This is a genomic window from Arthrobacter oryzae (assembly GCF_031454875.1).
GTDB lineage: Bacteria > Actinomycetota > Actinomycetes > Actinomycetales > Micrococcaceae > Arthrobacter > Arthrobacter oryzae_D.
Genome location: NZ_JAVDRQ010000003.1, coordinates 289,886 through 309,259, shown reverse-complemented (window position 1 = coordinate 309,259; position 19,374 = coordinate 289,886). Strand labels below are relative to the sequence as shown.

At 63.8% G+C, this 19,374-nt stretch carries 24 protein-coding genes; 10 read left to right on the top strand and 14 right to left on the bottom strand.

What is annotated here, in order from left to right:
• The first annotated feature begins 70 nt into the window (after positions 1-70).
• On the top strand, positions 71-1,144 hold the full coding sequence (locus J2805_RS07390; RefSeq protein ID WP_309974420.1) for a quinone-dependent dihydroorotate dehydrogenase: 1,074 nt from the start codon (positions 71-73) through the stop codon (positions 1,142-1,144).
• A gap of 79 nt (positions 1,145-1,223) precedes the next feature.
• On the opposite strand, the gene J2805_RS07385 is transcribed toward J2805_RS07390, so the two are convergent.
• On the bottom strand, positions 1,224-1,826 hold the full coding sequence (locus J2805_RS07385) for a DUF3043 domain-containing protein (RefSeq protein ID WP_309974418.1): 603 nt from the start codon (positions 1,824-1,826) through the stop codon (positions 1,224-1,226).
• 131 nt (positions 1,827-1,957) lie between these two features.
• On the opposite strand from J2805_RS07385, the gene J2805_RS07380 reads away from it, so the two are divergent.
• From J2805_RS07380 to J2805_RS07360, 5 genes are all read left to right on the top strand, one after another.
• The gene (locus J2805_RS07380) at positions 1,958-3,388 is read left to right on the top strand and encodes a dipeptidase (RefSeq protein WP_309974415.1); all 1,431 of its coding nucleotides are present in this window, start codon (positions 1,958-1,960) and stop codon (positions 3,386-3,388) included.
• 208 nt (positions 3,389-3,596) lie between these two features.
• The gene (locus J2805_RS07375) at positions 3,597-3,986 is read left to right on the top strand and encodes a HesB/IscA family protein (protein WP_309974413.1); all 390 of its coding nucleotides are present in this window, start codon (positions 3,597-3,599) and stop codon (positions 3,984-3,986) included.
• Positions 3,987-4,171: 185 nt separating this feature from the next.
• Positions 4,172-5,044, top strand: coding sequence for an aa3-type cytochrome oxidase subunit II (gene ctaC, locus J2805_RS07370; protein WP_309974409.1), 873 nt, complete (start codon positions 4,172-4,174; stop codon positions 5,042-5,044).
• 10 nt (positions 5,045-5,054) lie between these two features.
• Positions 5,055-6,782 carry an aa3-type cytochrome oxidase subunit I gene (ctaD, locus tag J2805_RS07365; protein ID WP_309974405.1) on the top strand — a complete coding sequence of 576 codons (1,728 nt, stop codon included), beginning with the start codon at positions 5,055-5,057 and terminating at the stop codon, positions 6,780-6,782.
• Positions 6,779-7,180, top strand: a complete 402-nt coding sequence (locus tag J2805_RS07360) for a cytochrome c oxidase subunit 4 (protein WP_309974402.1) — start codon at positions 6,779-6,781, stop codon at positions 7,178-7,180. The genes ctaD and J2805_RS07360 overlap by 4 nt, the downstream gene beginning before the upstream one ends.
• 156 nt (positions 7,181-7,336) lie before the next feature.
• Here the strand turns inward: J2805_RS07360 and J2805_RS07355 are convergent, their stop codons facing one another.
• Entirely contained in the window at positions 7,337-7,630 is a 294-nt protein-coding gene (locus J2805_RS07355) for an HPr family phosphocarrier protein (RefSeq protein WP_309974399.1), read from the bottom strand.
• 161 nt (positions 7,631-7,791) lie between these two features.
• On the opposite strand from J2805_RS07355, the gene J2805_RS07350 reads away from it, so the two are divergent.
• Positions 7,792-8,586: a GntR family transcriptional regulator gene (locus J2805_RS07350; RefSeq protein ID WP_309974397.1), complete on the top strand. Its 795-nt coding sequence runs from the start codon at positions 7,792-7,794 to the stop codon at positions 8,584-8,586.
• Between the two features lie 62 nt (positions 8,587-8,648).
• Here the strand turns inward: J2805_RS07350 and qcrB are convergent, their stop codons facing one another.
• The 4 genes from qcrB to ctaE form a co-directional block, all read right to left on the bottom strand.
• Complete coding sequence (gene qcrB / locus J2805_RS07345) at positions 8,649-10,328, bottom strand: cytochrome bc1 complex cytochrome b subunit (RefSeq protein WP_309974393.1); 1,680 nt, start codon at positions 10,326-10,328, stop codon at positions 8,649-8,651.
• Positions 10,306-11,376 carry a cytochrome bc1 complex Rieske iron-sulfur subunit gene (qcrA, locus tag J2805_RS07340; protein ID WP_309974390.1) on the bottom strand — a complete coding sequence of 357 codons (1,071 nt, stop codon included), beginning with the start codon at positions 11,374-11,376 and terminating at the stop codon, positions 10,306-10,308. The genes qcrB and qcrA overlap by 23 nt, the downstream gene beginning before the upstream one ends.
• Before the next feature lie 99 nt (positions 11,377-11,475).
• Complete coding sequence (qcrC, locus tag J2805_RS07335; RefSeq protein WP_309974387.1) at positions 11,476-12,264, bottom strand: cytochrome bc1 complex diheme cytochrome c subunit; 789 nt, start codon at positions 12,262-12,264, stop codon at positions 11,476-11,478.
• A gap of 87 nt (positions 12,265-12,351) precedes the next feature.
• Entirely contained in the window at positions 12,352-12,990 is a 639-nt protein-coding gene (gene ctaE, locus J2805_RS07330) for an aa3-type cytochrome oxidase subunit III (protein WP_463675096.1), read from the bottom strand.
• 148 nt (positions 12,991-13,138) lie between these two features.
• On the opposite strand from ctaE, the gene trpD reads away from it, so the two are divergent.
• Entirely contained in the window at positions 13,139-14,197 is a 1,059-nt protein-coding gene (gene trpD / locus J2805_RS07325) for an anthranilate phosphoribosyltransferase (protein ID WP_309974381.1), read from the top strand.
• 16 nt (positions 14,198-14,213) lie between these two features.
• Here the strand turns inward: trpD and J2805_RS07320 are convergent, their stop codons facing one another.
• Positions 14,214-14,495: an Lrp/AsnC family transcriptional regulator gene (locus J2805_RS07320; protein ID WP_028269180.1), complete on the bottom strand. Its 282-nt coding sequence runs from the start codon at positions 14,493-14,495 to the stop codon at positions 14,214-14,216.
• Between the two features lie 82 nt (positions 14,496-14,577).
• Positions 14,578-14,994 carry a DUF3054 domain-containing protein gene (locus tag J2805_RS07315; protein WP_309974377.1) on the bottom strand — a complete coding sequence of 139 codons (417 nt, stop codon included), beginning with the start codon at positions 14,992-14,994 and terminating at the stop codon, positions 14,578-14,580.
• Between the two features lie 150 nt (positions 14,995-15,144).
• On the opposite strand from J2805_RS07315, the gene J2805_RS07310 reads away from it, so the two are divergent.
• Positions 15,145-15,513 (top strand): VOC family protein, encoded by a 369-nt coding sequence (locus J2805_RS07310; RefSeq protein WP_309974375.1) that lies wholly within the window; start codon positions 15,145-15,147, stop codon positions 15,511-15,513.
• Between the two features lie 3 nt (positions 15,514-15,516).
• Here J2805_RS07310 and J2805_RS07305 read toward each other — a convergent pair whose 3' ends face one another.
• Complete coding sequence (locus tag J2805_RS07305; protein ID WP_309974373.1) at positions 15,517-16,149, bottom strand: LysE family translocator; 633 nt, start codon at positions 16,147-16,149, stop codon at positions 15,517-15,519.
• Between the two features lie 176 nt (positions 16,150-16,325).
• Here J2805_RS07305 and J2805_RS07300 point away from each other — a divergent pair, with 176 nt between their 5' ends.
• Positions 16,326-16,802 carry a VOC family protein gene (locus J2805_RS07300; RefSeq protein WP_309971415.1) on the top strand — a complete coding sequence of 159 codons (477 nt, stop codon included), beginning with the start codon at positions 16,326-16,328 and terminating at the stop codon, positions 16,800-16,802.
• Between the two features lie 177 nt (positions 16,803-16,979).
• Here the strand turns inward: J2805_RS07300 and J2805_RS07295 are convergent, their stop codons facing one another.
• The 5 genes from J2805_RS07295 to J2805_RS07275 all read right to left on the bottom strand — a co-directional run bounded on the left by J2805_RS07295 (position 16,980) and on the right by J2805_RS07275 (position 19,341).
• Entirely contained in the window at positions 16,980-17,255 is a 276-nt protein-coding gene (locus J2805_RS07295) for a DUF4190 domain-containing protein (RefSeq protein WP_309971412.1), read from the bottom strand.
• Positions 17,256-17,325: 70 nt separating this feature from the next.
• Positions 17,326-17,556, bottom strand: a complete 231-nt coding sequence (locus J2805_RS07290) for a hypothetical protein (RefSeq protein WP_309971409.1) — start codon at positions 17,554-17,556, stop codon at positions 17,326-17,328.
• A 157-nt stretch (positions 17,557-17,713) separates the two neighbouring features.
• Positions 17,714-18,295, bottom strand: a complete 582-nt coding sequence (locus J2805_RS07285) for a dihydrofolate reductase family protein (RefSeq protein WP_309974876.1) — start codon at positions 18,293-18,295, stop codon at positions 17,714-17,716.
• Positions 18,296-18,499: 204 nt separating this feature from the next.
• Positions 18,500-18,826 carry an MMPL family transporter gene (locus tag J2805_RS07280; protein WP_309971406.1) on the bottom strand — a complete coding sequence of 109 codons (327 nt, stop codon included), beginning with the start codon at positions 18,824-18,826 and terminating at the stop codon, positions 18,500-18,502.
• Complete coding sequence (locus tag J2805_RS07275; protein WP_309971403.1) at positions 18,805-19,341, bottom strand: MMPL family transporter; 537 nt, start codon at positions 19,339-19,341, stop codon at positions 18,805-18,807. The genes J2805_RS07280 and J2805_RS07275 overlap by 22 nt, the downstream gene beginning before the upstream one ends.
• Between the last annotated feature and the right edge of the window lie 33 nt (positions 19,342-19,374).

Genomic DNA, 19,374 nt, shown 5'->3' with positions numbered 1-19,374 from the left:
GATGCGTCACACCGCGGCCGGACCTGCGCGCCGGTTTGGTCTGCGCAGCCGGAACCGGAAAACTGGAGTCATGCGCGTATATCCCACCTTTTTCCGCTTGGCCTTTTCATGGATGGACGCCGAACGCGCCCATAAGATCGGCTTCCGGGCCATCAGGCTGGCCCACACTTCCGGGGCGGGCAAGGTTCTGGCGAAGCTCACCGCGCCCGCGCCGTCGCTGCAGACCTCCGCTTTCGGTCTCACGTTCCCCTCACCGTTCGGCCTCGCCGCGGGCTTTGACAAGGAGGGCCACGGCATCGAGGCACTGACCGAGCTCGGCTTCGGCCATGTGGAGGTCGGCACCATCACCGGGCAGGCCCAGCCCGGCAACGAAAAGCCCCGGCTGTTCCGCCTCGTCGAGGACAAGGCAGTCATCAACCGGATGGGGTTCAACAACGACGGCGCCACCGCCGTGGCCCCCCGGCTCAAGTCCGCGAGGGCTGCCTTGCAGCGCCGGCACCCGGCCGTCCGCCCGGTGATCGGCGTCAACATCGGCAAAAGCAAAGTGGTGGAGCTCGAGGATGCCGCAGGCGACTACCTCATCAGCGCCCGGAACCTTGCGCCCGCAGCCGATTACCTCGTAGTCAACGTCAGTTCCCCCAACACGCCGGGGCTCCGCCTGCTCCAGAACGTGGAAACCCTCCGGCCACTGCTTAAGGCAGTGGGGGAGGAGGCGGACAAGGCTGCCGGAAGACACGTCCCGCTGCTGGTGAAGATCGCCCCGGACCTGACGAACGAAGACATCGACGACGTCGCGCGGCTGGCGCTGGACCTGAAGCTGGACGGAATCATCGCCACCAACACGACCATCGGCCGCGAGGGGCTCACCGCCAACGCCGCAAAAATCCAGGACTGCGGAGCCGGCGGCCTCTCCGGTGCGCCCCTGAAGGAACGGTCCCTCCAGGTCCTGCGCCGCCTCAGGGAAGCAACCGGCGGTTCACTCACACTGGTATCCGTCGGCGGCGTGGAGACCGCCATGGATGTCCAGGAAAGGCTCGATGCCGGGGCCACCCTCGTGCAGGGCTACACCGCCTTCCTCTATGAAGGACCCTTTTGGGCAGCGCGCATCAACCGGCAGCTGGCCAAGCACCCCTCGCGACGCTAGCCCGGTCTGCGCCATACGGCGCCTGACAGCGAAAAAGCCCCCGGCAGTCGGAGACTGCCGGGGGCTTTTTGCGCCTGTATCAGGCGGGGAATTCTCCGCGCTTGACGAGCGGCTTGGGAAGGCGCAGCTTGCGGAACTGGAGGGACCGCATGGATCCGTACCAGACGGTGCCGCGTTCCACCTCGCCGAACTTTTCGGTGAGGCGCTTCCGGAGCTTCCGCGACAGGATGAACACGTCGACGAACACAGCTAGGAACATGACCCAGAAGCCGCCCAGGACATAGATCATTGACTCGCTGGTGGACGGCACCAGGAGCGAGACGATGACGAACACCAGGGCGCCGAACATCAGGTACTCGCCCAGGCTGAAGCGGGCATCCACGTAGTCGCGGGCAAAGCGCTTCTGCGGGCCCTTGTCCCGAAGGGGCAGGAATTTTTCGTCGCCGGTGTCCAGGGCCTGGCGCATCTTGATTCGCTGCTCCTGGACGGCCGCCCGCTCTGCTGCTTTGGAGGCCTTCCGATCCTCCGGTACCAAGGGACGCTTCCGCGCTGCTTCCTGGGCTTTGCGCTTGGGCGTGGGCGCGCCCTTGCCAAGGGCTGCATCCTGGCGGGCCAATGCCTCGGCCGCCTGCTGGTCAACTATGTCCTGCGCCGTCGGCGCTTCCTTTTTACGTCCAAACACCCCTACAGAATACCTTGCACACGCTCGCGAAAAGTCATAAGTCACAGCACTGTGCCGGCGACGGAACGAGGCGGCGGCCGGCCGCCTCCGGAGTGTTTCCTGTGCTCCCGGACACAGGTAGGGTTTTGGCCATGACTTCATCACCGGCGGGGACCCCGCAAAAATTCAGCGCAGGAGGCGGCGGAATCGACGTCGACGCCCTGCGCCGGGCCGTACACGAGTCCTTTGACACCACTGTTGGACACCTGAAGGACCTTGTCCGGCTCCCGGGCATTGCCTGGCCGAGTTTCGATCCCGCCCCGCTGGACCGCAGCGCTGAGGCTGTGGCCGACCTGGTCCGGGCGGCCGGAATTGAGGATGTCAGGATCCTGCGCTGCGACAAGGAGGACGGCACTCCGGGCGGGCCGGCGGTCGTGGCCCGGAGAACCGCGGCTGCGGGAAAGCCAACGATCCTGCTGTACGCCCACCACGATGTCCAGCCGACCGGAGACCTGGCGCTCTGGGAAACCGAACCGTTCACCGCCGTCGAACGCGACGGCAGGCTTTACGGCCGGGGCGCGGCCGATGACAAAGCAGGCATCATGGCCCACATCGCAGCGTACGCCGCGGTCGCCGACGTGCTGGCCGATGAACTGGGCCTGGGGGTAACGTTCTTCTTCGAAGGTGAAGAGGAAGCCGGCTCGCCGACGTTCCGCACCTTCCTCGAAACCCACCGCGAACTGCTGCGCGCCGATGTCATTGTGGTGGCTGACTCCAGCAACTGGAAGGTCGGCATACCCGCCCTGACCACGAGCCTGCGCGGCCTGGTTGATGGGACGATCGAGGTCCAGGTCCTGGAACACGCAGTCCACTCCGGGATGTTCGGCGGGGCAGTGCTTGACGCTCCCACGCTGCTGTCCCGCCTCATCGCCACGCTCCACGACGACGACGGAAGCGTCGCGGTGCAGGGCCTGCTGAGCAGGGACGACGTAACCGTCGACCTGACGGAAGCTGAATACCGCGCCGACGCGTCAGTGCTCGACGGCGTCCGTCTGGCCGGTACCGGGAGCATCGCTTCCAGGCTTTGGACCAAGCCCGCCCTCTCCATCATCGGCTTCGACGCTCCCGCCGTGGACGTGGCATCCAATACCCTGCTGCCCCGCGCCCGGGCCAAGTTCAGCCTGAGGCTTGCCCCGGGACAGGACCCTGCTGACGCCATGGCCGCCGTGCGGAACCACGTCGAGGCCAATGCCCCCTTCGGTGCCAAAGTGGTGTTCACGCCGGGGGAGAGCGGAAACCCGTTCCTCACGGACACGGATTCCGTTGCAGCCGGCATGGCCATGTGGGCCCTCGGCGAGGCCTGGGGTGTTCCGGCCGTGGAAATGGGGATCGGCGGGTCCATTCCCTTTATCGCGGACCTCACCGAGGTCTACCCGGAAGTGCAGATCCTGGTGACCGGCGTCGAGGACCCGGATTCCAGGGCCCACAGCGCCAATGAGTCCCTTCATTTGGAGGACTTCCGCAACGCCGTTGTGGCCGAAGCGCTCCTGCTTGCCCGGCTAAACCATGAGGGCCTGCGCTGATACCTGGGCCCTTGGTGCCTGGGCCGGATGTTCCCTGGCGGGTCCGTTCCGGATTCGTCAGGGAACATTCAGGCTATGGCCACGGTTACGTCAGAAGTTAGAGCTACAGGCAGGATCGACGTAGCATGTAGCTATAGCCCATACCGTTTCCGTAGGGGCGGGCAACGCGAAAGCCGAGTCGCCACCACCGTCGTAAGAAGGTAGGCCAATGAGCACTACAACCAATGAAAACAGCAACGCAGCCACCGGCACCGCAAGCGAAGAACTGGCTACGCACGAGGTCCAGCTGACCGACGTCGCCGCCGGCAAGGTTCGCAGCCTGCTGGAGCAGGAAGGCCGTACCGACCTTCGTCTGCGCGTTGCTGTCCAGCCGGGCGGTTGCTCCGGGCTGATCTACCAGCTCTACTTTGACGAGCGGCTGCTCGACGGGGACGCCGTGCGTGACTACGACGGCGTCGAGGTCGTAGTGGACAAGATGAGCGTTCCGTACCTGAGCGGCGCCAGCATCGACTTCGAAGACACCATCTCGAAGCAGGGATTCACCATCGACAACCCGAACGCCGGCGGTTCCTGCGCATGCGGAGATTCATTCCACTAACCTGGCTGTTTTGCCCGTGACAGCTTGCATTCGGCACCGGTTTTTACCGGTGCCGACGCACTGTGCCGACATGTGGGCGAAAACCCCCGGGGAGCGGTAAGCTCTACATCGAGTAGTAAAACTTTTAGTGTGCCCGGGGAGCCATCTACGGCCCGGGCAACAGCAACAAGTAGGAAGGGCCGTCTGTGAGTTCGCAGAACCGAACCGGCAGCCGACGCAAACAGATCACTACGATCACTGGCTTGGCACTAGCCGGCGCGTTGGCTTTGACTGGATGTTCACCAGAGGTACAGAAAGGCTGGTTGCCCACCGAGCGTGGCACCACCAATCACACTGACCGCATCATGGACCTCTGGGTCAACTCATGGATTGCCGCACTGGTCGTGGGCATCATTACCTGGGGACTCCTGGTCTGGTGCATTGTCGCCTACCGCCGCCGTAAGGGCACCGTGGGATTCCCGCGGCAGACCAGCTTCAATCTTCCCCTCGAGGTCTTTTACCTGACCATCCCGCTGTTCATGGTGCTGGTGTTCTTCTACTTCACCGACCGCGACCAGCAGGCGATTGATAACCGCTCCGAGCCGGCCGACGTCGTCGTAGACGTCCGCGGCAAGCAGTGGGCTTGGGACTTCAACTACAAGCAGGGCGAGGTCATCACCGAGGATGTCCACGAAGCGGGCGTGCAGGCGCACCTCACCGGCGCCGAAGTGGACAAGGAAAAGCTGCCCACGCTGTACCTCCCGGTTAACAAGTCTGTTGACCTGGAACTGAACTCGCGTGACGTCATCCACTCCTTCTGGGTTCCCGCCTTCCTGCAGAAGCGCGACATGATCCCCGGCAAGACGAACTACATCAGGTTCACCCCGACCAAAGAGGGCACCTATGACGGCAAGTGTGCCGAACTCTGCGGGGAATACCACTCCGAAATGCTGTTCCGCGTGAAGGTTGTCTCCGAATCGGAGTTCCAAGCTCACATGGACCAGCTGCGCCAGGACGGTAACACCGGACTGCTCGGCGAAGAGTACGACCGCAACCCGAACCTGAACGAAATTAAGTAAGGGGAGCGACGTGGCTACTTACACTCAATCCGCACCTGTCGGGACCCTTGAGGCGCCCGTAGTACCGAAGTCCAAGGGACGCATTGTCGTCAACTGGATCACCACAACGGACCACAAGACCATCGGGTACATGTACCTGATCGCGTCCTTCGTGTTCTTCTGCCTCGGCGGCGTCATGGCGCTGCTGATCCGCGCCGAGCTCTTCGAGCCCGGCATGCAGATCCTGCAGACCAAGGAGCAGTACAACCAGCTGTTCACCATGCACGGCACGGTTATGCTGCTGATGTTCGCCACCCCGCTGTTCGCCGGGTTCGCCAACGTCATCATGCCGCTGCAGATCGGCGCCCCGGACGTGGCGTTCCCGCGACTGAACGCCCTGGCCTTCTGGTTCTTCCTGTTCGGCTCCACGATCGCCGTCTCCGGCTTCATCACCCCGCAGGGTGCTGCGTCGTTCGGATGGTTCGCGTACGCTCCGCTGTCGAACACCACCTTCAGCCCCGGCGTCGGCGGTGACCTGTGGGTCTTTGGCCTCGCGCTGTCCGGCTTCGGCACCATCCTCGGCGCGGTCAACTTCATCACCACCATCATCTGCATGCGTGCCCCGGGCATGACCATGTGGCGCATGCCGATCTTCACCTGGAACACGCTGGTTACCGCCATTCTGGTCCTGATGGCCTTCCCGCCGCTGGCAGCAGCCCTGTTCGCCCTGGGCGCCGACCGCCGCTTCGGTGCGCACATCTTCGATCCGGAGAACGGCGGCGCCGTCCTCTGGCAGCACCTGTTCTGGTTCTTCGGCCACCCCGAGGTGTACATCATCGCCCTGCCGTTCTTCGGCATCGTCTCGGAGATCTTCCCGGTCTTCAGCCGCAAGCCGATCTTCGGTTACAAGGGCCTGGTCTACGCAACCATCGCCATCGCGGCGCTGTCCGTGACCGTGTGGGCGCACCACATGTACGTGACCGGCTCGGTCCTGCTGCCGTTCTTCTCCTTCATGACCATGCTGATCGCCGTACCGACCGGCGTGAAGTTCTTCAACTGGATCGGCACCATGTGGCGGGGTTCGATCACCTTTGAGACGCCCATGCTGTGGAGCATCGGCTTCCTGGCGACGTTCCTCTTCGGCGGCCTGACCGGCATCATCCTGGCTTCACCGCCGCTGGACTTCCACGTCTCGGACTCCTACTTCGTGGTGGCGCACTTCCACTACGTGGTGTTTGGCACCGTGGTGTTCGCCATGTTCGCCGGCTTCTACTTCTGGTGGCCGAAGTGGACCGGCAAGATGCTCAACGAGCGCCTCGGCAAGATCCACTTCTGGCTCCTGTTCCTCGGATTCCACGGAACCTTCCTGATCCAGCACTGGCTCGGCGTCGAGGGCATGCCCCGCCGCTACGCTGACTACATGCCGCAGGACAACTTCACCTGGATGAACCAGTTCTCCACCATCTCCTCCTTCGTGCTCGGTGCCTCGCTGATCCCGTTCTTCTGGAACGTGTACATCACCTGGCGCAGCACCGAAAAGGTCGAGGTGGACGATCCCTGGGGCTTCGGCGCCTCGCTGGAGTGGGCCACGTCCTGCCCGCCCCCGCGCCACAACTTCACGTCGCTGCCGCGCATCCGTTCCGAGCGTCCGGCCCTGGATCTCCACCACCCGGAGCTCGCCCAGTCACACACCGTTGAGTCACCGGCACCGGCAGCAGCCGTGCTCGGCAACGCCGACCAGAAGGACACCGCCAAGTGAAGATCGAATCATGGATTTTTGGAGCCGGAGTCTTCTTCTTCGTACCGGTCTCGGTGGTCTACGGATTCCTGACCAACTGGTCTGAATGGGTCGGCATCCTCGGCATCCTGCTTGTGGGCGGCCTTGCCGGCATGATCGGCGCTTACCTCGGCTTCACCGGCAAGCGCGTGGGAATGCGACCCGAAGACCGCAACGACGCCGAGATCCACGAGGGCGCCGGTGAGCAGGGCCACTTCAGCCCCTGGAGCTGGTGGCCGCTGGTCCTGGGCCTTTCCTGCGCGGCGGGCTTCCTCGGCCTGGCCGTCGGGTTCTGGATTGTGTACATCGCAGCAGGACTCGCGACCGTAGCCCTCGTCGGCTGGGTCTTCGAATACAGCCGCGGCGATCACGCCCACTAGCCTCAACTGCATTACGGATTAACGACGGCGGGCCCCACCAACTGGTGGGGCCCGCCGTCGTTTGCCCTATGTCCGCTTGTGCTTTGCCGGCAGGAGCGTTTGCGGGCGCGGGGTGCGGCGATGTGTGCCCGGGCCCCCGCGGCCCGCCGGAGCTGCCTAGGCGGCCGCGCCAGACTCCAACAGCACGGTCAGGCCTTCCAGTGCAGCTTCGGCTGATTCAACGCTGTAGCGGGCAGGCAGGGCCTCCGGGTCAACGGAGAGCTCCACTTCACAGCCATAGTAGAAATCGGCCGTCATCACCTCCAGCAGGGACCTGGCATCGACGGGCAGGATCCCGTCCTTGCCTATCCTGACCGGCAGTCCGGAGTCCGTGACAGCCCGAACAAAGATGGCAGCCGGCCGGGCGTGCAGGCCGATGGGTGATTGAACGATTGCCTTACGCACTGGCAACAGGACTCCTTTGTTCCGACGGGACTCGGCCGTCTTGACTGCATTCCTGAACAAGCGTAGCCGCGGCGTGGGCCGACCCAGAAACCATTGCAAGGGTGGTCTAGACCTGCCGCTTCGGTGCCCTACGCTTAAAGGCATGAAAGTTTATCTGGAGCATGGCCATGGCGGCCTCTGACGCAAGCAAGATGGTGGGGGAGATCGACCGTGCAAGCGGCGTCCCCATCTACGTTCAGCTCAGGGAACTTCTGCGCACCCACATTGCGGCTTCCTGCCCGCCGGGGTCATCGCTGCCCTCCGAAAGGGACCTCGCGGAAAGGTTCGGCCTGGCCCGCATGACAGTCCGGCAGGCCATCGACGCACTGGTAGGCGAGGAGGTCATTGAACGGGTGGTGGGCCTCGGAACGTTCGTCCGCAAGCCAAAACTCGACCTGCAGGTGAAGCTCACCTCGTACAGCGAGGAAATGCAGCGCCGCGGTATGGTCCCGGCAGCCAAGGTGCTCAGTTTCGAGCAGATCAGCGCCAGTGCGTTCCTCGCACGTGAACTGCAGCTCGACGAAGGCACGCCACTGGTGCGGTTCAGGCGGCTCCTGCTGGCAGACAATGAACCCATGAGCGTGGATGAGAACTTCATCCCTGCACACCGGGTTCCCGGGCTGCTCGACGGTGAACCGCCGACGTCCCTGTACAACGTCCTGAGCGAACGGTTCGGCCTGGTCATGGAATGGGGGGAGGACATGATCGAGGCCACCGCTGCCTCGCCGTCCACGGCCCGGCTGTTGAACGTGGACGTCGGTTCGCCGCTTCTCAAGATCCAGCGTCACGCCTTCGTTGCCCGTTCGATGGTGGACTACTCTGTGTCCTACTACCGTGCGGACCGCTACAAGTTGTGGGTTCCGCTGCAGCGTCCAGGCGTCAGGCCTACGCGTAATTACGCCTCCGGCTACCGAAACCAATAGGAAATGAAAGAGGCCCCGTCCTGTCGGACGGGGCCTCTTTCATTGCTGCCGTAGGGCTCGAACTAGTGGCTGAGGGTCTTCTGAGCCTCGGCCGATTCGACCGCTTCATGCTGGCCGTGGTGGCCATGGGCCGCCTCGAGTTCGGCCGGCGAAGCGGGTGCAACGCGGTCCTCGAAGAACCAGCGGGACAGTGCCGCGCGGCGCTTTTCCTTACGCGTCACAATGCCGTGCTCGTTGGGAACTGCAGGCAGCGGTACCGGCGACTCAAAGCCCACCAGCTTGTAGCGCTTGTAGTCGTCCAGCGGTGCGTGGACCTCGATGAACTCACCGTGCGGCAGGCGCACGATGCGGCCGGTTTCGCGGCCGTGCAGGGCAATTTCGCGGTCCTTGCGCTGCAGGGCGAGGGCCACACGCTTGGTCACAACGAACGCGATGACCGGGCCGATGAAGAACAGCGCCCGCAGCCAGTACGTCACGTCGTTCAGTGATACGTGGAAGTGCGTTGCAATGAGGTCGGAGCTGGCAGCAGCCCACATCACGCAGTAGAACGTGAAGCCGGCCATGCCGATGGCGGTACGGGTGGGAGCGTTGCGCGGGCGGTCCAGGACGTGGTGCTCGCGGTCGTCCTTGGTGATCCAGCGTTCGATCCACGGGTACATAAACAGCACGGTGAACACGAGGCCGGCAGGTACCAGGGCGGGAAGCAGCACGTTCAGAGTCAGAACCTGGCCGAAGATGACGTACTCGAAGTGGAAGTCTCCGATGACACCCGGCATGAGGCGCAGCGCACCGTCAACCCAGCCGATGTACCAGTCAGGCTGCGTGCCCGCTGAAACCGGTGAGGGGTCGTAGGGGCCGTAGTTCCAGATCGGGTTGATGGTGAAGAACGCCGCCATAAGGGCGATGACACCGAACACGATGAAGAAGAATCCGCCGGCCTTGGCCGCGTAAACCGGGCCGAGGGGGTAGCCGACGACGTTGCCGTCGTTGCGTCCCGGGCCGGGGTACTGGGTGTGCTTGTGCACGACCACCATAAAGAGGTGGATCACGATCATCAGCAGGATCAGTGCCGGCACCAGGAGGATGTGCAGCATGTAGAGGCGGCCGATGATCACGGTGCCCGGGAACTCGCCGCCGAAGAGGAAGAACGAGATGTAGGTACCGATGACGGGGATCGACTTGATGACGCCGTCGATGATGCGCAGGCCGTTGCCGGAGAGCAGGTCATCGGGGAGTGAGTAGCCGGTGAAGCCTGCGGCCATGGAGAGGATGAGCAGTACACCGCCCACCACCCAGTTCAGCTCGCGGGGCTTGCGGAATGCGCCGGTGAAGAACACACGCAGCATGTGCACGGAGACCGAAGCGACGAAGAGCAGCGCGGCCCAGTGATGCACCTGGCGCATGAACAGACCGCCGCGGACGTCAAAGGAGATGTCCAGCGAGGAGCTGTAAGCGACGGACATTTCGACGTTCTTGAGCGGCGTGTAGGAGCCGTCGTAGTGCGTCTCCGCCATGGACGGATCAAAGAAGAACGTCAGGAACGTGCCCGAGAGCAGCAGGATGACGAAGGAGTACAGGGCAACTTCGCCGAACATGAAGGACCAGTGATCCGGGAAGACCTTCCGGCCGAACTCGCGGAGCATGCCGGAACCGCCAACACGCTGGTCAACGAAGTCGGTAATGCGGCCGCCTTTGGTTTTGGCGACGAAGGCGGGGGCATTAGCTGTTGAATGTGCGCTCATGCTCATCACGCTCCCAGTAACTCGGTCCTACGGGTTCTTTGAAGTCGCTGGTAGCGACCAGGTAGCCCTCGGCGTCAACTGCGATGGGCAGCTGGGGGAGAGGCCGGCTGGCCGGGCCAAAGATAACCTTGCATTCCTGGGTCAGGTCAAAGGTCGACTGGTGGCACGGGCACAGCAGGTGGTGGGTCTGCTGCTCGTACAGGGCAACAGGGCAACCAACGTGGGTGCAGATCTTGGAGTAGGCAACGATGCCGTTGTAGCTCCAGTCCTCGCGGCCCGCGGAGGGCTTGAGGGACTCGGGGTTCAGGCGCATGAGCAGGACGACGGCCTTGGCCTTTTCGTTCAGCTTGCCTTCGTGGAGTTCGTTCAGGCCTTCCGGAATCACGTGGAAAGCCGAACCGATGGTCACGTCCGAAGCCTTGATGGGCGTGCCATCGGGGTCGCGGGTGAGGCGCTTGAGCTTGCCCTCCTGCGGGGCCCACATGGTGTGGGCCAGCTTGTCGTCCGGGCGGGGACCGAGGTCACCGAAGACGGCCAGGGCCGGCAGGGGTGCCAGGGCGACGGCGCCGAGAAGGGTATTGCGGATCAGCGGCCGGCGCTTGATGCCGGTTTCCTCGACAATGTCGTCAACGATGCGGACTGCCGCCTGGCGGTCGTCCTCGGTGCGGACGGCGTGGCGCTCTTCCGAAACTTCGTGGTCCGGCATCAGGGCCTTGGCCCAGTGGACGATGCCGGTGCCGATGCCGAGCATGGCAAAGGCGGTGCCGATGCCCAGCAGTGCATTCTGCAGCCGGATGGTGGCGATCGTGGAGTCAGGTCCAAGATCGATGGCGAAGTACGCCACCAGGAAGATCACGGTGCCCACAACGGAGCTGCCGAACAGAACGGCTACCTGCCGTTCTGCGCGCTTTGCGGCCTTCGGGTCCGTGTCAGCCAGGCGCAAACGATGCGGGGGAATTCCAGGATCCTGGAACTTCTCCACCTCATTCTGACCAGCCGTAGCTACGGTGCCCGAGTGGTTCGGACTGCCGTCACTATGGTTGCCCATAATTCGCCTCATCCTTCTCTCGTCCCGGCCAGTGCCGGGTTAGTTTTCAATTCCATACTGCTGACTCGTCAGCAGGAGTTCTTACAGTTGCGGACGGTGCTAGGACGTCCGGGAGGTGAGCCAAATCGTGAAGGCGATAATGACGCCCAGGCCGGCGATCCAGACAAACAGGCCTTCGGAGACCGGGCCCAGTGCGCCGAGATCGGCTCCACCGGGTGATCCGTTGGCTTCGATCTGCTTCAGGAAGGTGATGATGTCGCGCTTGCCTTCGGGGGAGACGTTGGCGTCGCTGAAGACGGGCATGTTCTGCGGTCCGGTGACCATGGCTTCGTAGATGTGCTTTTCAGAGACATCCGCGAGGGCCGGAGCGAACTTGCCCCGCGTCAGTGCGCCGCCGGCTGCTGCTGCGTTGTGGCACATGGCGCAGTTCACGCGGAAGAGCTCGCCGCCTTCTGCGGCGTTGCCCTGGGCGTCCAGAAGGTGCTCTTCGGGGAGGGACGGGCCGGGCCCGAGCGAAGCGACGTAAGCGGACAGCTGGTGGGTCTGTTCGTCGTTGAACTGAGCGGGCTTCTTGTAAGCCTGCGGGCCATTCATCTGCATGGGCATGCGCCCGGTGCCTACCTGGAAGTCAACGGCGGCAGCACCGACGCCTACAAGTGAGGGTCCGTCCTGGGTTCCGCTCGCGCCCATGCCGTGGCAGGTGGCGCAGTTGGCGGCGAAAAGCTTCTCGCCCTCTTCAGTGTCGTTCGCACTGAAGCTGGTGGTGGAAGCCTTTGCCTCGTTGACGGTGGTGGCAACGGCGTACAGCCCACCAGTGAGGAGGAGGCCCATCAGCAACAGCGCAATGGCTGCCAGTGGGTGACGTCGCTTCTGCGAGAGTGCCTTCACGTGGTGGTTCCTTTTTTCGATCGTGCGTCGGCTCCGGGAGCCGCTTCTTGAAATTCTGCCTCTTGTAGAAAAAGAGTCAAGTCAGGGCTACCTGAGGACGTAGATGACCAGGAAGAGGCCGATCCACACGACGTCGACGAAGTGCCAGTAGTAAGAGGTGACAATCGCGGACGTGGCTTCGAAGTGACCAAACTTCTTGGCGGCGAACGAACGGCCGATGATGAAGAGGAAGGCGATCAGGCCGCCGATGACGTGCAGGCCGTGGAAGCCGGTGGTCATGTAGAAGGCCGAGCCGTACGCGTTCGACGACAGCGACACATGCTCCGAAACGAGCATGGCGTATTCAGTTGCCTGGCCGGCAACGAAGAAGGCACCCATGACGAACGTCAGGGTGAACCATTCGTTCATCCCCCAACGCGTAAAGGCAAGGGGACCGCCGGTGCGGCGCGGCTGGAGCCGCTCAGCGGCGAAGACGCCCATCTGGCAAGTGAATGAACTTGCCACGAGGACGATCGTGTTTACGAGCGCAAAGGGGAAGTTGAGCTTTGCTGTCTCTTCGGCCCACATCTGTCCGGAAGTCGAACGGAGTGTGAAGTACATGGCGAAGAGACCGGCGAAGAACATCAACTCACTGGACAGCCACACAACGGTTCCTACGGAAACCATATTCGGGCGGTTCAGCGTCGGGTGCGCCGGGGTACTGGGGGCATGGGTCGCAGATGTCACATAGACATTATGTCTGTAAAAGTTCGTCCTGCCCAATGCAAACCGCCTTTTGCGGGGACTTTTTCTACAAAGACGCGAAATCGCGCGGAAAAGTTCCCGAGCCGGTTCATATTGGTCATCGGGGCGGGTGCCTCGATAGCATCAGGAGGTGACTTCACAGGCATCAGCACAGCCGGCCGGCAACACCTGGCCGCGGCTCATCTCCGCTCTGATCAACGGCTCGGACCTTACGGCTGACAACACGGAGTGGGCGATGGACACGATTATGTCCGGTGAAGCCACGCCCGCCCAGATCGCCGGATTCCTTGTAGCGCTGCGTGCCAAGGGCGAGACGGTGGATGAGATTGCGGGCCTTGTCGAGGCGATGCTGGCGCACGCAAACCCCATCGACATCGGCGGGGAGAAGCTGGACATTGTGGGCACCGGGGGTGACCAGCTCAACACGGTCAACATCTCCACCATGGCGGCGCTCGTCTGTGCGGGAGCCGGCGCTAAGGTGGTCAAGCACGGCAACCGCGCCTCGTCGTCTTCATCGGGCTCAGCGGACGTCCTGGAGGCCCTGGGGGTCCGGCTGGATCTCACTATCGATCGCGTGGCCCGTAACGCCGAAGAGGCCGGAATCACCTTCTGCTTCGCGCAGGTATTCCACCCGTCCTTCCGGCACACCGCCGTGCCTCGCCGGGAACTTGCCATCCCTACGGCGTTCAACTTCCTTGGCCCGCTGACCAACCCGGCCCGCGTGCAGGCGTCCGCAGTTGGTGTGGCCAACGCACGGATGGCGCCGCTGGTTGCCGGAGTACTGGCCAAGCGTGGAAGCCGCGGACTGGTCTTCAGGGGAAGCGACGGACTGGACGAGCTGACCACCACCGGGCCATCCACCGTCTGGGAGATCAGGGACGGCGAAGTAAGGGAACAGAGCTTTGACCCGCAGGCGCTGGGCATTCGTCCGGCAACAGTGGAGGAACTTCGCGGCGGGGACGCCGCAGCCAATGCCGCCGTCGTCCGTGATGTCCTGGCCGGCAGCCCGGGACCGGCGCGGGACGCCGTCCTGCTGAACGCCGCTGCGGGATTGGTGGCGTTCGATGTCCGGGCCGAGGGTCCGTTGACGGACCGCATGGCAGCTGCGCTGAAACGCGCCGAAGAGGCCATTGACTCCGGCGCCGCAGCGGCCGTGCTGGAAAAATGGGTGGCTCTGACCCAGGGCTAGGCCACTCGGGCCGGGCTTACTGTTCGAAGCCGAGGGCGAAGGCCGCATCCAGGTCGTGCTGGGAGTAGGCACGGAATGCGATGTGCGTGGTGGTGTGCACAACAGCAGGGACCTTGGACAGCTTGTCCGCGATGACGTCCGCGAGTTCGTCGTGCTTCGCCACCCGCGCAACGGCGATCAGGTCCCATTCCCCGGTCACCGAGTAAACCTCGCTGATGCCAGGAATCGCCGAAATTTCCTCTGCCGTCTCCGGTATGCGCGAGGCGTCTGTCTTGATCAGGACGAATGCGGTGATCACTCTTGACCTTTCGGATCGGGTGCGCCGTTGCGGAAAACGCAGGCGTTGCTGTGTGTTGCCAGCCTAGTACATCAGGGATGCTTCAGCGGCGCTGCCGGCGCCCCGCCAGCCGCCGGAATCCGGCGACGATGAGCCGGTAGCCCAGGAGGAAAACACCCAGGCTGAGCAACGCCACGATGATGAACGGCAGGACAACCGTCTGGCCGGTCGCGGCCCGGAGCGCCATGCCCAGAGCTACGGCTCCAATCCACACGCAGACGCCTGCAGGCCAGACGCGCAACGGCGCCCGCCAGACGCGCAACCCAAGCCAGGCTATGGCCGCACCCGCCAGGAACGGCCAGGCCGTCAGGAGTACGCCGGCAATCACATCCCCGCGCTGGTGGGCGTCCCGGCCGATGGCGGCGAAAACCAGGATCAGCGCTGCATCGGCGAGGGCGGCAATGGCCACGGAGCTCCTGGCGGCTGCGCGGACGGGGGCGGTATCGGTGCGTGAAGGCATGCCTCCAGAGTAGTCAAGGATTTTCGCTGTCACGATCTGACCACGCAGCCTGCTGCCACCATCCGACGCGGTTTCCGGCGACCGCCGTACACTGTGACCGGAGCCGTTTCCCGGCGCTTCGTGTTCCGCCGCCACATCCCGGAGGGCAGCATGAGACTTGTCCAGATTGCGCAACATGCCAGCGACCTTCAGCGGGCGGCAGTGTTCTATGCCGCCCTGCTCGGCGCCGAAGCCAGGGCTGTGTTCGACCCGCCCGGACTCCTGTTCTTCGACCTCGACGGCGTGCGGCTGCTGCTCGAGTCCGGGGCGCCGTCATCCCTGGTCTACCTCGCGGTTCCCGACGTCAGGGAGTCCGTGGCCGAGCTCCGGGGCAGGGGAGTGGAGATCGTGGCCGAACCGCAGGTCATCTTCAGCCACGCAAATGACCGCCTGGGCCCGGCCGGGACAGACGAATGGATGGCATTCATCCGTGACAGCGAGGGCAACACCGTGGGTTTGGTCAGCCAGTTGCCGCAATAGCTGTCAGGCTTTGCTTGCCGCAATCTTCGCGGCAAAGGCCACAAGTACGACGCCGGCAATGCGGTCCGTTGATTTGCCCACCGCCGGGGACTGCAGCCACCGCCGAGCGTAGTGGGTGGCTGCAATGATGCCCGCGAACCAGAGCATGCCTTCCACGTTGTGCACCAGGGGCAGCAGGACCCCCATCAGGAGGGGCGGGACGTCCTGCGGCAGGAACTGGGGGATCATGGCCATGTAGAAGACGCCCACTTTGGGGTTCAGCAGGCTCGTGGTCACGCCCGTCAGGTAGGGCGCCCCTGCATTGCCGGTTGCTTGCGGCAGTTCCGTGGGCGCCGCAGGTCTGTTCCTGAAAGTCCTGATGAGCATCGAGATGCCGAGCCATGCCATGTAGCAGGCGCCGGCAATCTTCAGCACCGTGAAGGCCGTCTCTGAAGTAGCCAGGAGCGCGGACGCACCCAGCGCGGCGGCAACGCCCCAAGCCACCGTGCCGGTGCAGATTCCCGCCGCCGTTGCAAAAGCAGGACCGCGGCCCCGGCTGATCGCCGTGCGGAGAACCAGCACGGTGTCGAGCCCGGGAATTATGGTCAGCAGGGCAGCGACCACGGCGAACTGGAGGAGGGCTTCAGGAACGGACATACTCGATGATAACCAGACCCGGTTGCCGGTCCGGCCGGACTGCAGCCGCGGCGTATCGCAGGATGCTGCGGCCGTGGCATTGTGCCGGGAATCACGCGCGGCTAGGCTCGCAAGCGCAACCGAAGGACCGCCGTCGGGAATCCTTTCCGGCGCAGCCAGTGAGACGAGGGATCAACGTGAGTCAAAAGATCACCACCTGCCTGTGGTTCGACACCCAGGCCGAGGAAGCCGCGGACTTTTACGTCTCGGTTTTTGACGGGTCCAGAATTCTCAGCACGGCACGCTACGGCGACGACGGCCCCGGGCCTGCGGGACAGGTCATGACGGTTGAATTCGAGATTGAAGGCCGGGAGTTCCTGGCGCTCAACGGGGGACCGGCATTCACGTTCAGCGAGGCTGTTTCCTTCGTGATCGACTGCTCCTCGCAGGAAGAGGTGGACCGCTACTGGTCGGCGCTGACCGCGGGCGGCTCGGAGAGCCAGTGCGGCTGGCTGAAGGACAAGTTCGGGGTTTCGTGGCAGGTTGTGCCGTCGGTCCTCAGTCAACTGCTGGGAGGTCCGGATCCTGAGGGCGCGCAGCGGGCCATGGAGGCGATGCTGGGGATGCGGAAGCTTGAAATCGCCGAACTCCAGGCCGCCTACGACGGAGTCTGACCGCTCCTGGCCGGCCAAGGGAGCGGCCCCCGAGGGCACCGGTTGTTAGAGGGTTCCCAGTGGGCCCTTCATTTCCCTGCCGGCGCGCCGCTGGCCGCGTTGACGCTGGCGCGGGCGCAGCACTTTGGAGCTCGAGGTTGGACACCCAGGGACACCAGCCCCGAATTACATCAGCTCCTAGGTGTAGAGGCCCAGTACAGACATGACTGTGATGAGTAGCCCGAAGATTGCGATGGCATAGCCGATGGCGAGGGACGCCCGTGCGAGCTGGCTGCCTTGGCCGCCGTCGCGATTGATCTGGTTGAGGGCAACATGACCCGCTCCGACGGCGAAGACCGCCAGGACGCTGAACCCTCCGAAGATGAATCCGGCTACGGCAACCGCGGCACAAGCCAGGGACAGGATAGCCATACGGTTGTAACCGGCCGCCGCCGGTGAAGCTGCTGCTGACATCCTTTGAGTCCCCCACTCTTGATCGATTCGGCGAGTCTACTCCGCGTCAAGGGGTAGTGCTGGTGACAATTCAGCTTTTGGACTCGACCAGCCGGCGGCTGACGCCGGCCTGGCCGAAGACATCATCGAACTGCGGCTGCTCACAGCCGGTGAAAAGACCGGCCCCATTGACACCGCTCACGCCCAGGAACACCACAACTTCTAACCCGCCGCAGCAAGGGCGCTGACCTTCGCCCGATTCCTCTTCCTCGATCCCCGAGCCAGGGTGGCCTATCGCGAGTGGAACGATTCGTCGGAGCAAATTGTCGCCTTGCTCCGCGCTGAATCAGGGCGCATCCCGTCGCGGGCAAGAAGCTATTCCACCACCCCGATGTGGGCGCCCTGGATCTCAGTTACGAGGCCATGCAGTTGCGTCTGGGCTCGACCCGCGCCCCTGTCCATGTACCCGCTCAGATTGGTCAACGGCGCACCCGATAGCGCAGGTGAAGTACCCGGTTGCCCTGAATCACCACGTCGGGATCCTCCAACAGGTGCTGTGCGTGGACCGACCCGAAGTAGCGCTTGCCGGACCCGAACACGACGGGTACGACGTCCATCCGCACCTCGTCGACCAGGCCCGCGGCAAGCATCTGGCCACCGACGTCGCCAGCGGCGACCTCGACGATGCGGTCACCCGCAAGCTCCTGCGCCTTGGCCATGGCTGCCTCGACGCCGTCGATGAAGTGAAACGGCGCCTCGGGGTCCCAGCCCTCGGGCTGCGGGCGGTGCGTCACGACGACCACGTGGTCGATCCCGCTCGGAGGCTTCCCGTCCCAGCCGTCGGTCAGGTCGAAGACGTGGCGGCCGGCGATTGTCGTCCCGATCTGGTCCCAGTACGGCCGGGTGTAGTCGTAGGACGTCTGCGACACCTTCAACTCGCCGCTCTCGTCCAACGGCACGTCACCGCTGGACAACCAGTCGAACAGCGGTCCCGGCTGGTCGTGCTCATCTGCGATGAAGCCGTCCACCGACACCGAGCTGTACATGACCACCTTGCCCACGGGGCTCTCCTTGCTTTGGGGTGCCTCCAAATTAGCGTGTCGTGAGCTGTCGCTCTTGTAAGAAATCATCGGCCGGTAGCGGCCAGCTGTCCAGAGCGAGGTCGCCCCAGTCGATCGGACCGGCGAACTTGATCGCGTCACTTGTTTTGGTACCGAGCCAGACGGCCCACCGGTGTGAGAGCAAATCCTATCTGGACGCAGATATCAGCTCTGCAATGTCGCGGTTTCGCGGTTCTTTTCTTCTGTTTTCCCGACCGGGGCGGGGGTCTCTGGAGTCGTATCAAGTGATTTGGTCAGGTTGCTGCCGTCCACGTCGAGGTCGGGCAGAACACGCTGGAGCCATCGGGGCAGCCAGTACGCTCTGTTGCCGAGCAGGGACATGAGGGCAGGGACCAGGGTCATCCGGATCAGGAACGCGTCCGCGAATACTCCAACGGCAAGGGCGAAGCCGATGGACTTGACCACGGGCTCGGTTGCCGTGATGAACCCGGCGAAAACGCCAACCATGATCAGGGCCGCGGCAGTGACCACCCGCGCCCCATGGCGAACGCCGTGCGCCCGTCAGCTGAAACCGTGCGGGAAACGAAGGGATCTGCCACCGCCCTGACATTAGGAAGCTCTGAGAGGTTCTTCACGGCTGTCTGGACTGCCTCCTTCGCTGACGGTGTGGCCAAGGTGGTGCCGTCGGCGGCGGCAAATACCACCCTTGCTATAGCCGAGTCCGCGTTGGCCCCCGTCCGCGAAGACAGCAAGTCCAACGCACGCTGCGACTCAGTACCCGGAATCGAAACTGAATTGGACACAGGGCCGGACAACGTTGCGGCTCCGACACCGAGTCCGGCGAGAACCATGGCCCACAGGATGAGGACCAGGCCCCACCAGGCCGGGCGGCTTTCGGCCCCTGCGGCCTTTTCCACCGCGGCCGGCGCTCTCCCGGCATGCGGATTCGCGGCCCTGACTGCAGCGAGCTGGGCAGTCGGTTTCGAGGAAGCCGATGCCGGTGCGGGGCGCAGCTGGTTTGGATCCTCGACGCTTGTATTTCTCATCCTCGCCTGGAGTGCCGGCACGATCGCTCTCGT

Coding starts and splice junctions, on each gene's coding strand:
- J2805_RS07350 (WP_309974397.1), top strand. CDS start 7,792: ATGGCGGCCTCTGACGCAAGCAAGATGGTGGGGGAGATCGACCGTGCA.
- qcrA (WP_309974390.1), bottom strand. CDS start 11,376: ATGGGCAACCATAGTGACGGCAGTCCGAACCACTCGGGCACCGTAGCT.
- J2805_RS07295 (WP_309971412.1), bottom strand. CDS start 17,255: ATGTCAGCAGCAGCTTCACCGGCGGCGGCCGGTTACAACCGTATGGCT.
- J2805_RS07275 (WP_309971403.1), bottom strand. CDS start 19,341: ATGAGAAATACAAGCGTCGAGGATCCAAACCAGCTGCGCCCCGCACCG.
- J2805_RS07390 (WP_309974420.1), top strand. CDS start 71: ATGCGCGTATATCCCACCTTTTTCCGCTTGGCCTTTTCATGGATGGAC.
- J2805_RS07375 (WP_309974413.1), top strand. CDS start 3,597: ATGAGCACTACAACCAATGAAAACAGCAACGCAGCCACCGGCACCGCA.
- J2805_RS07315 (WP_309974377.1), bottom strand. CDS start 14,994: ATGCCTTCACGCACCGATACCGCCCCCGTCCGCGCAGCCGCCAGGAGC.
- qcrB (WP_309974393.1), bottom strand. CDS start 10,328: ATGAGCGCACATTCAACAGCTAATGCCCCCGCCTTCGTCGCCAAAACC.
- J2805_RS07380 (WP_309974415.1), top strand. CDS start 1,958: ATGACTTCATCACCGGCGGGGACCCCGCAAAAATTCAGCGCAGGAGGC.
- J2805_RS07310 (WP_309974375.1), top strand. CDS start 15,145: ATGAGACTTGTCCAGATTGCGCAACATGCCAGCGACCTTCAGCGGGCG.
- J2805_RS07305 (WP_309974373.1), bottom strand. CDS start 16,149: ATGTCCGTTCCTGAAGCCCTCCTCCAGTTCGCCGTGGTCGCTGCCCTG.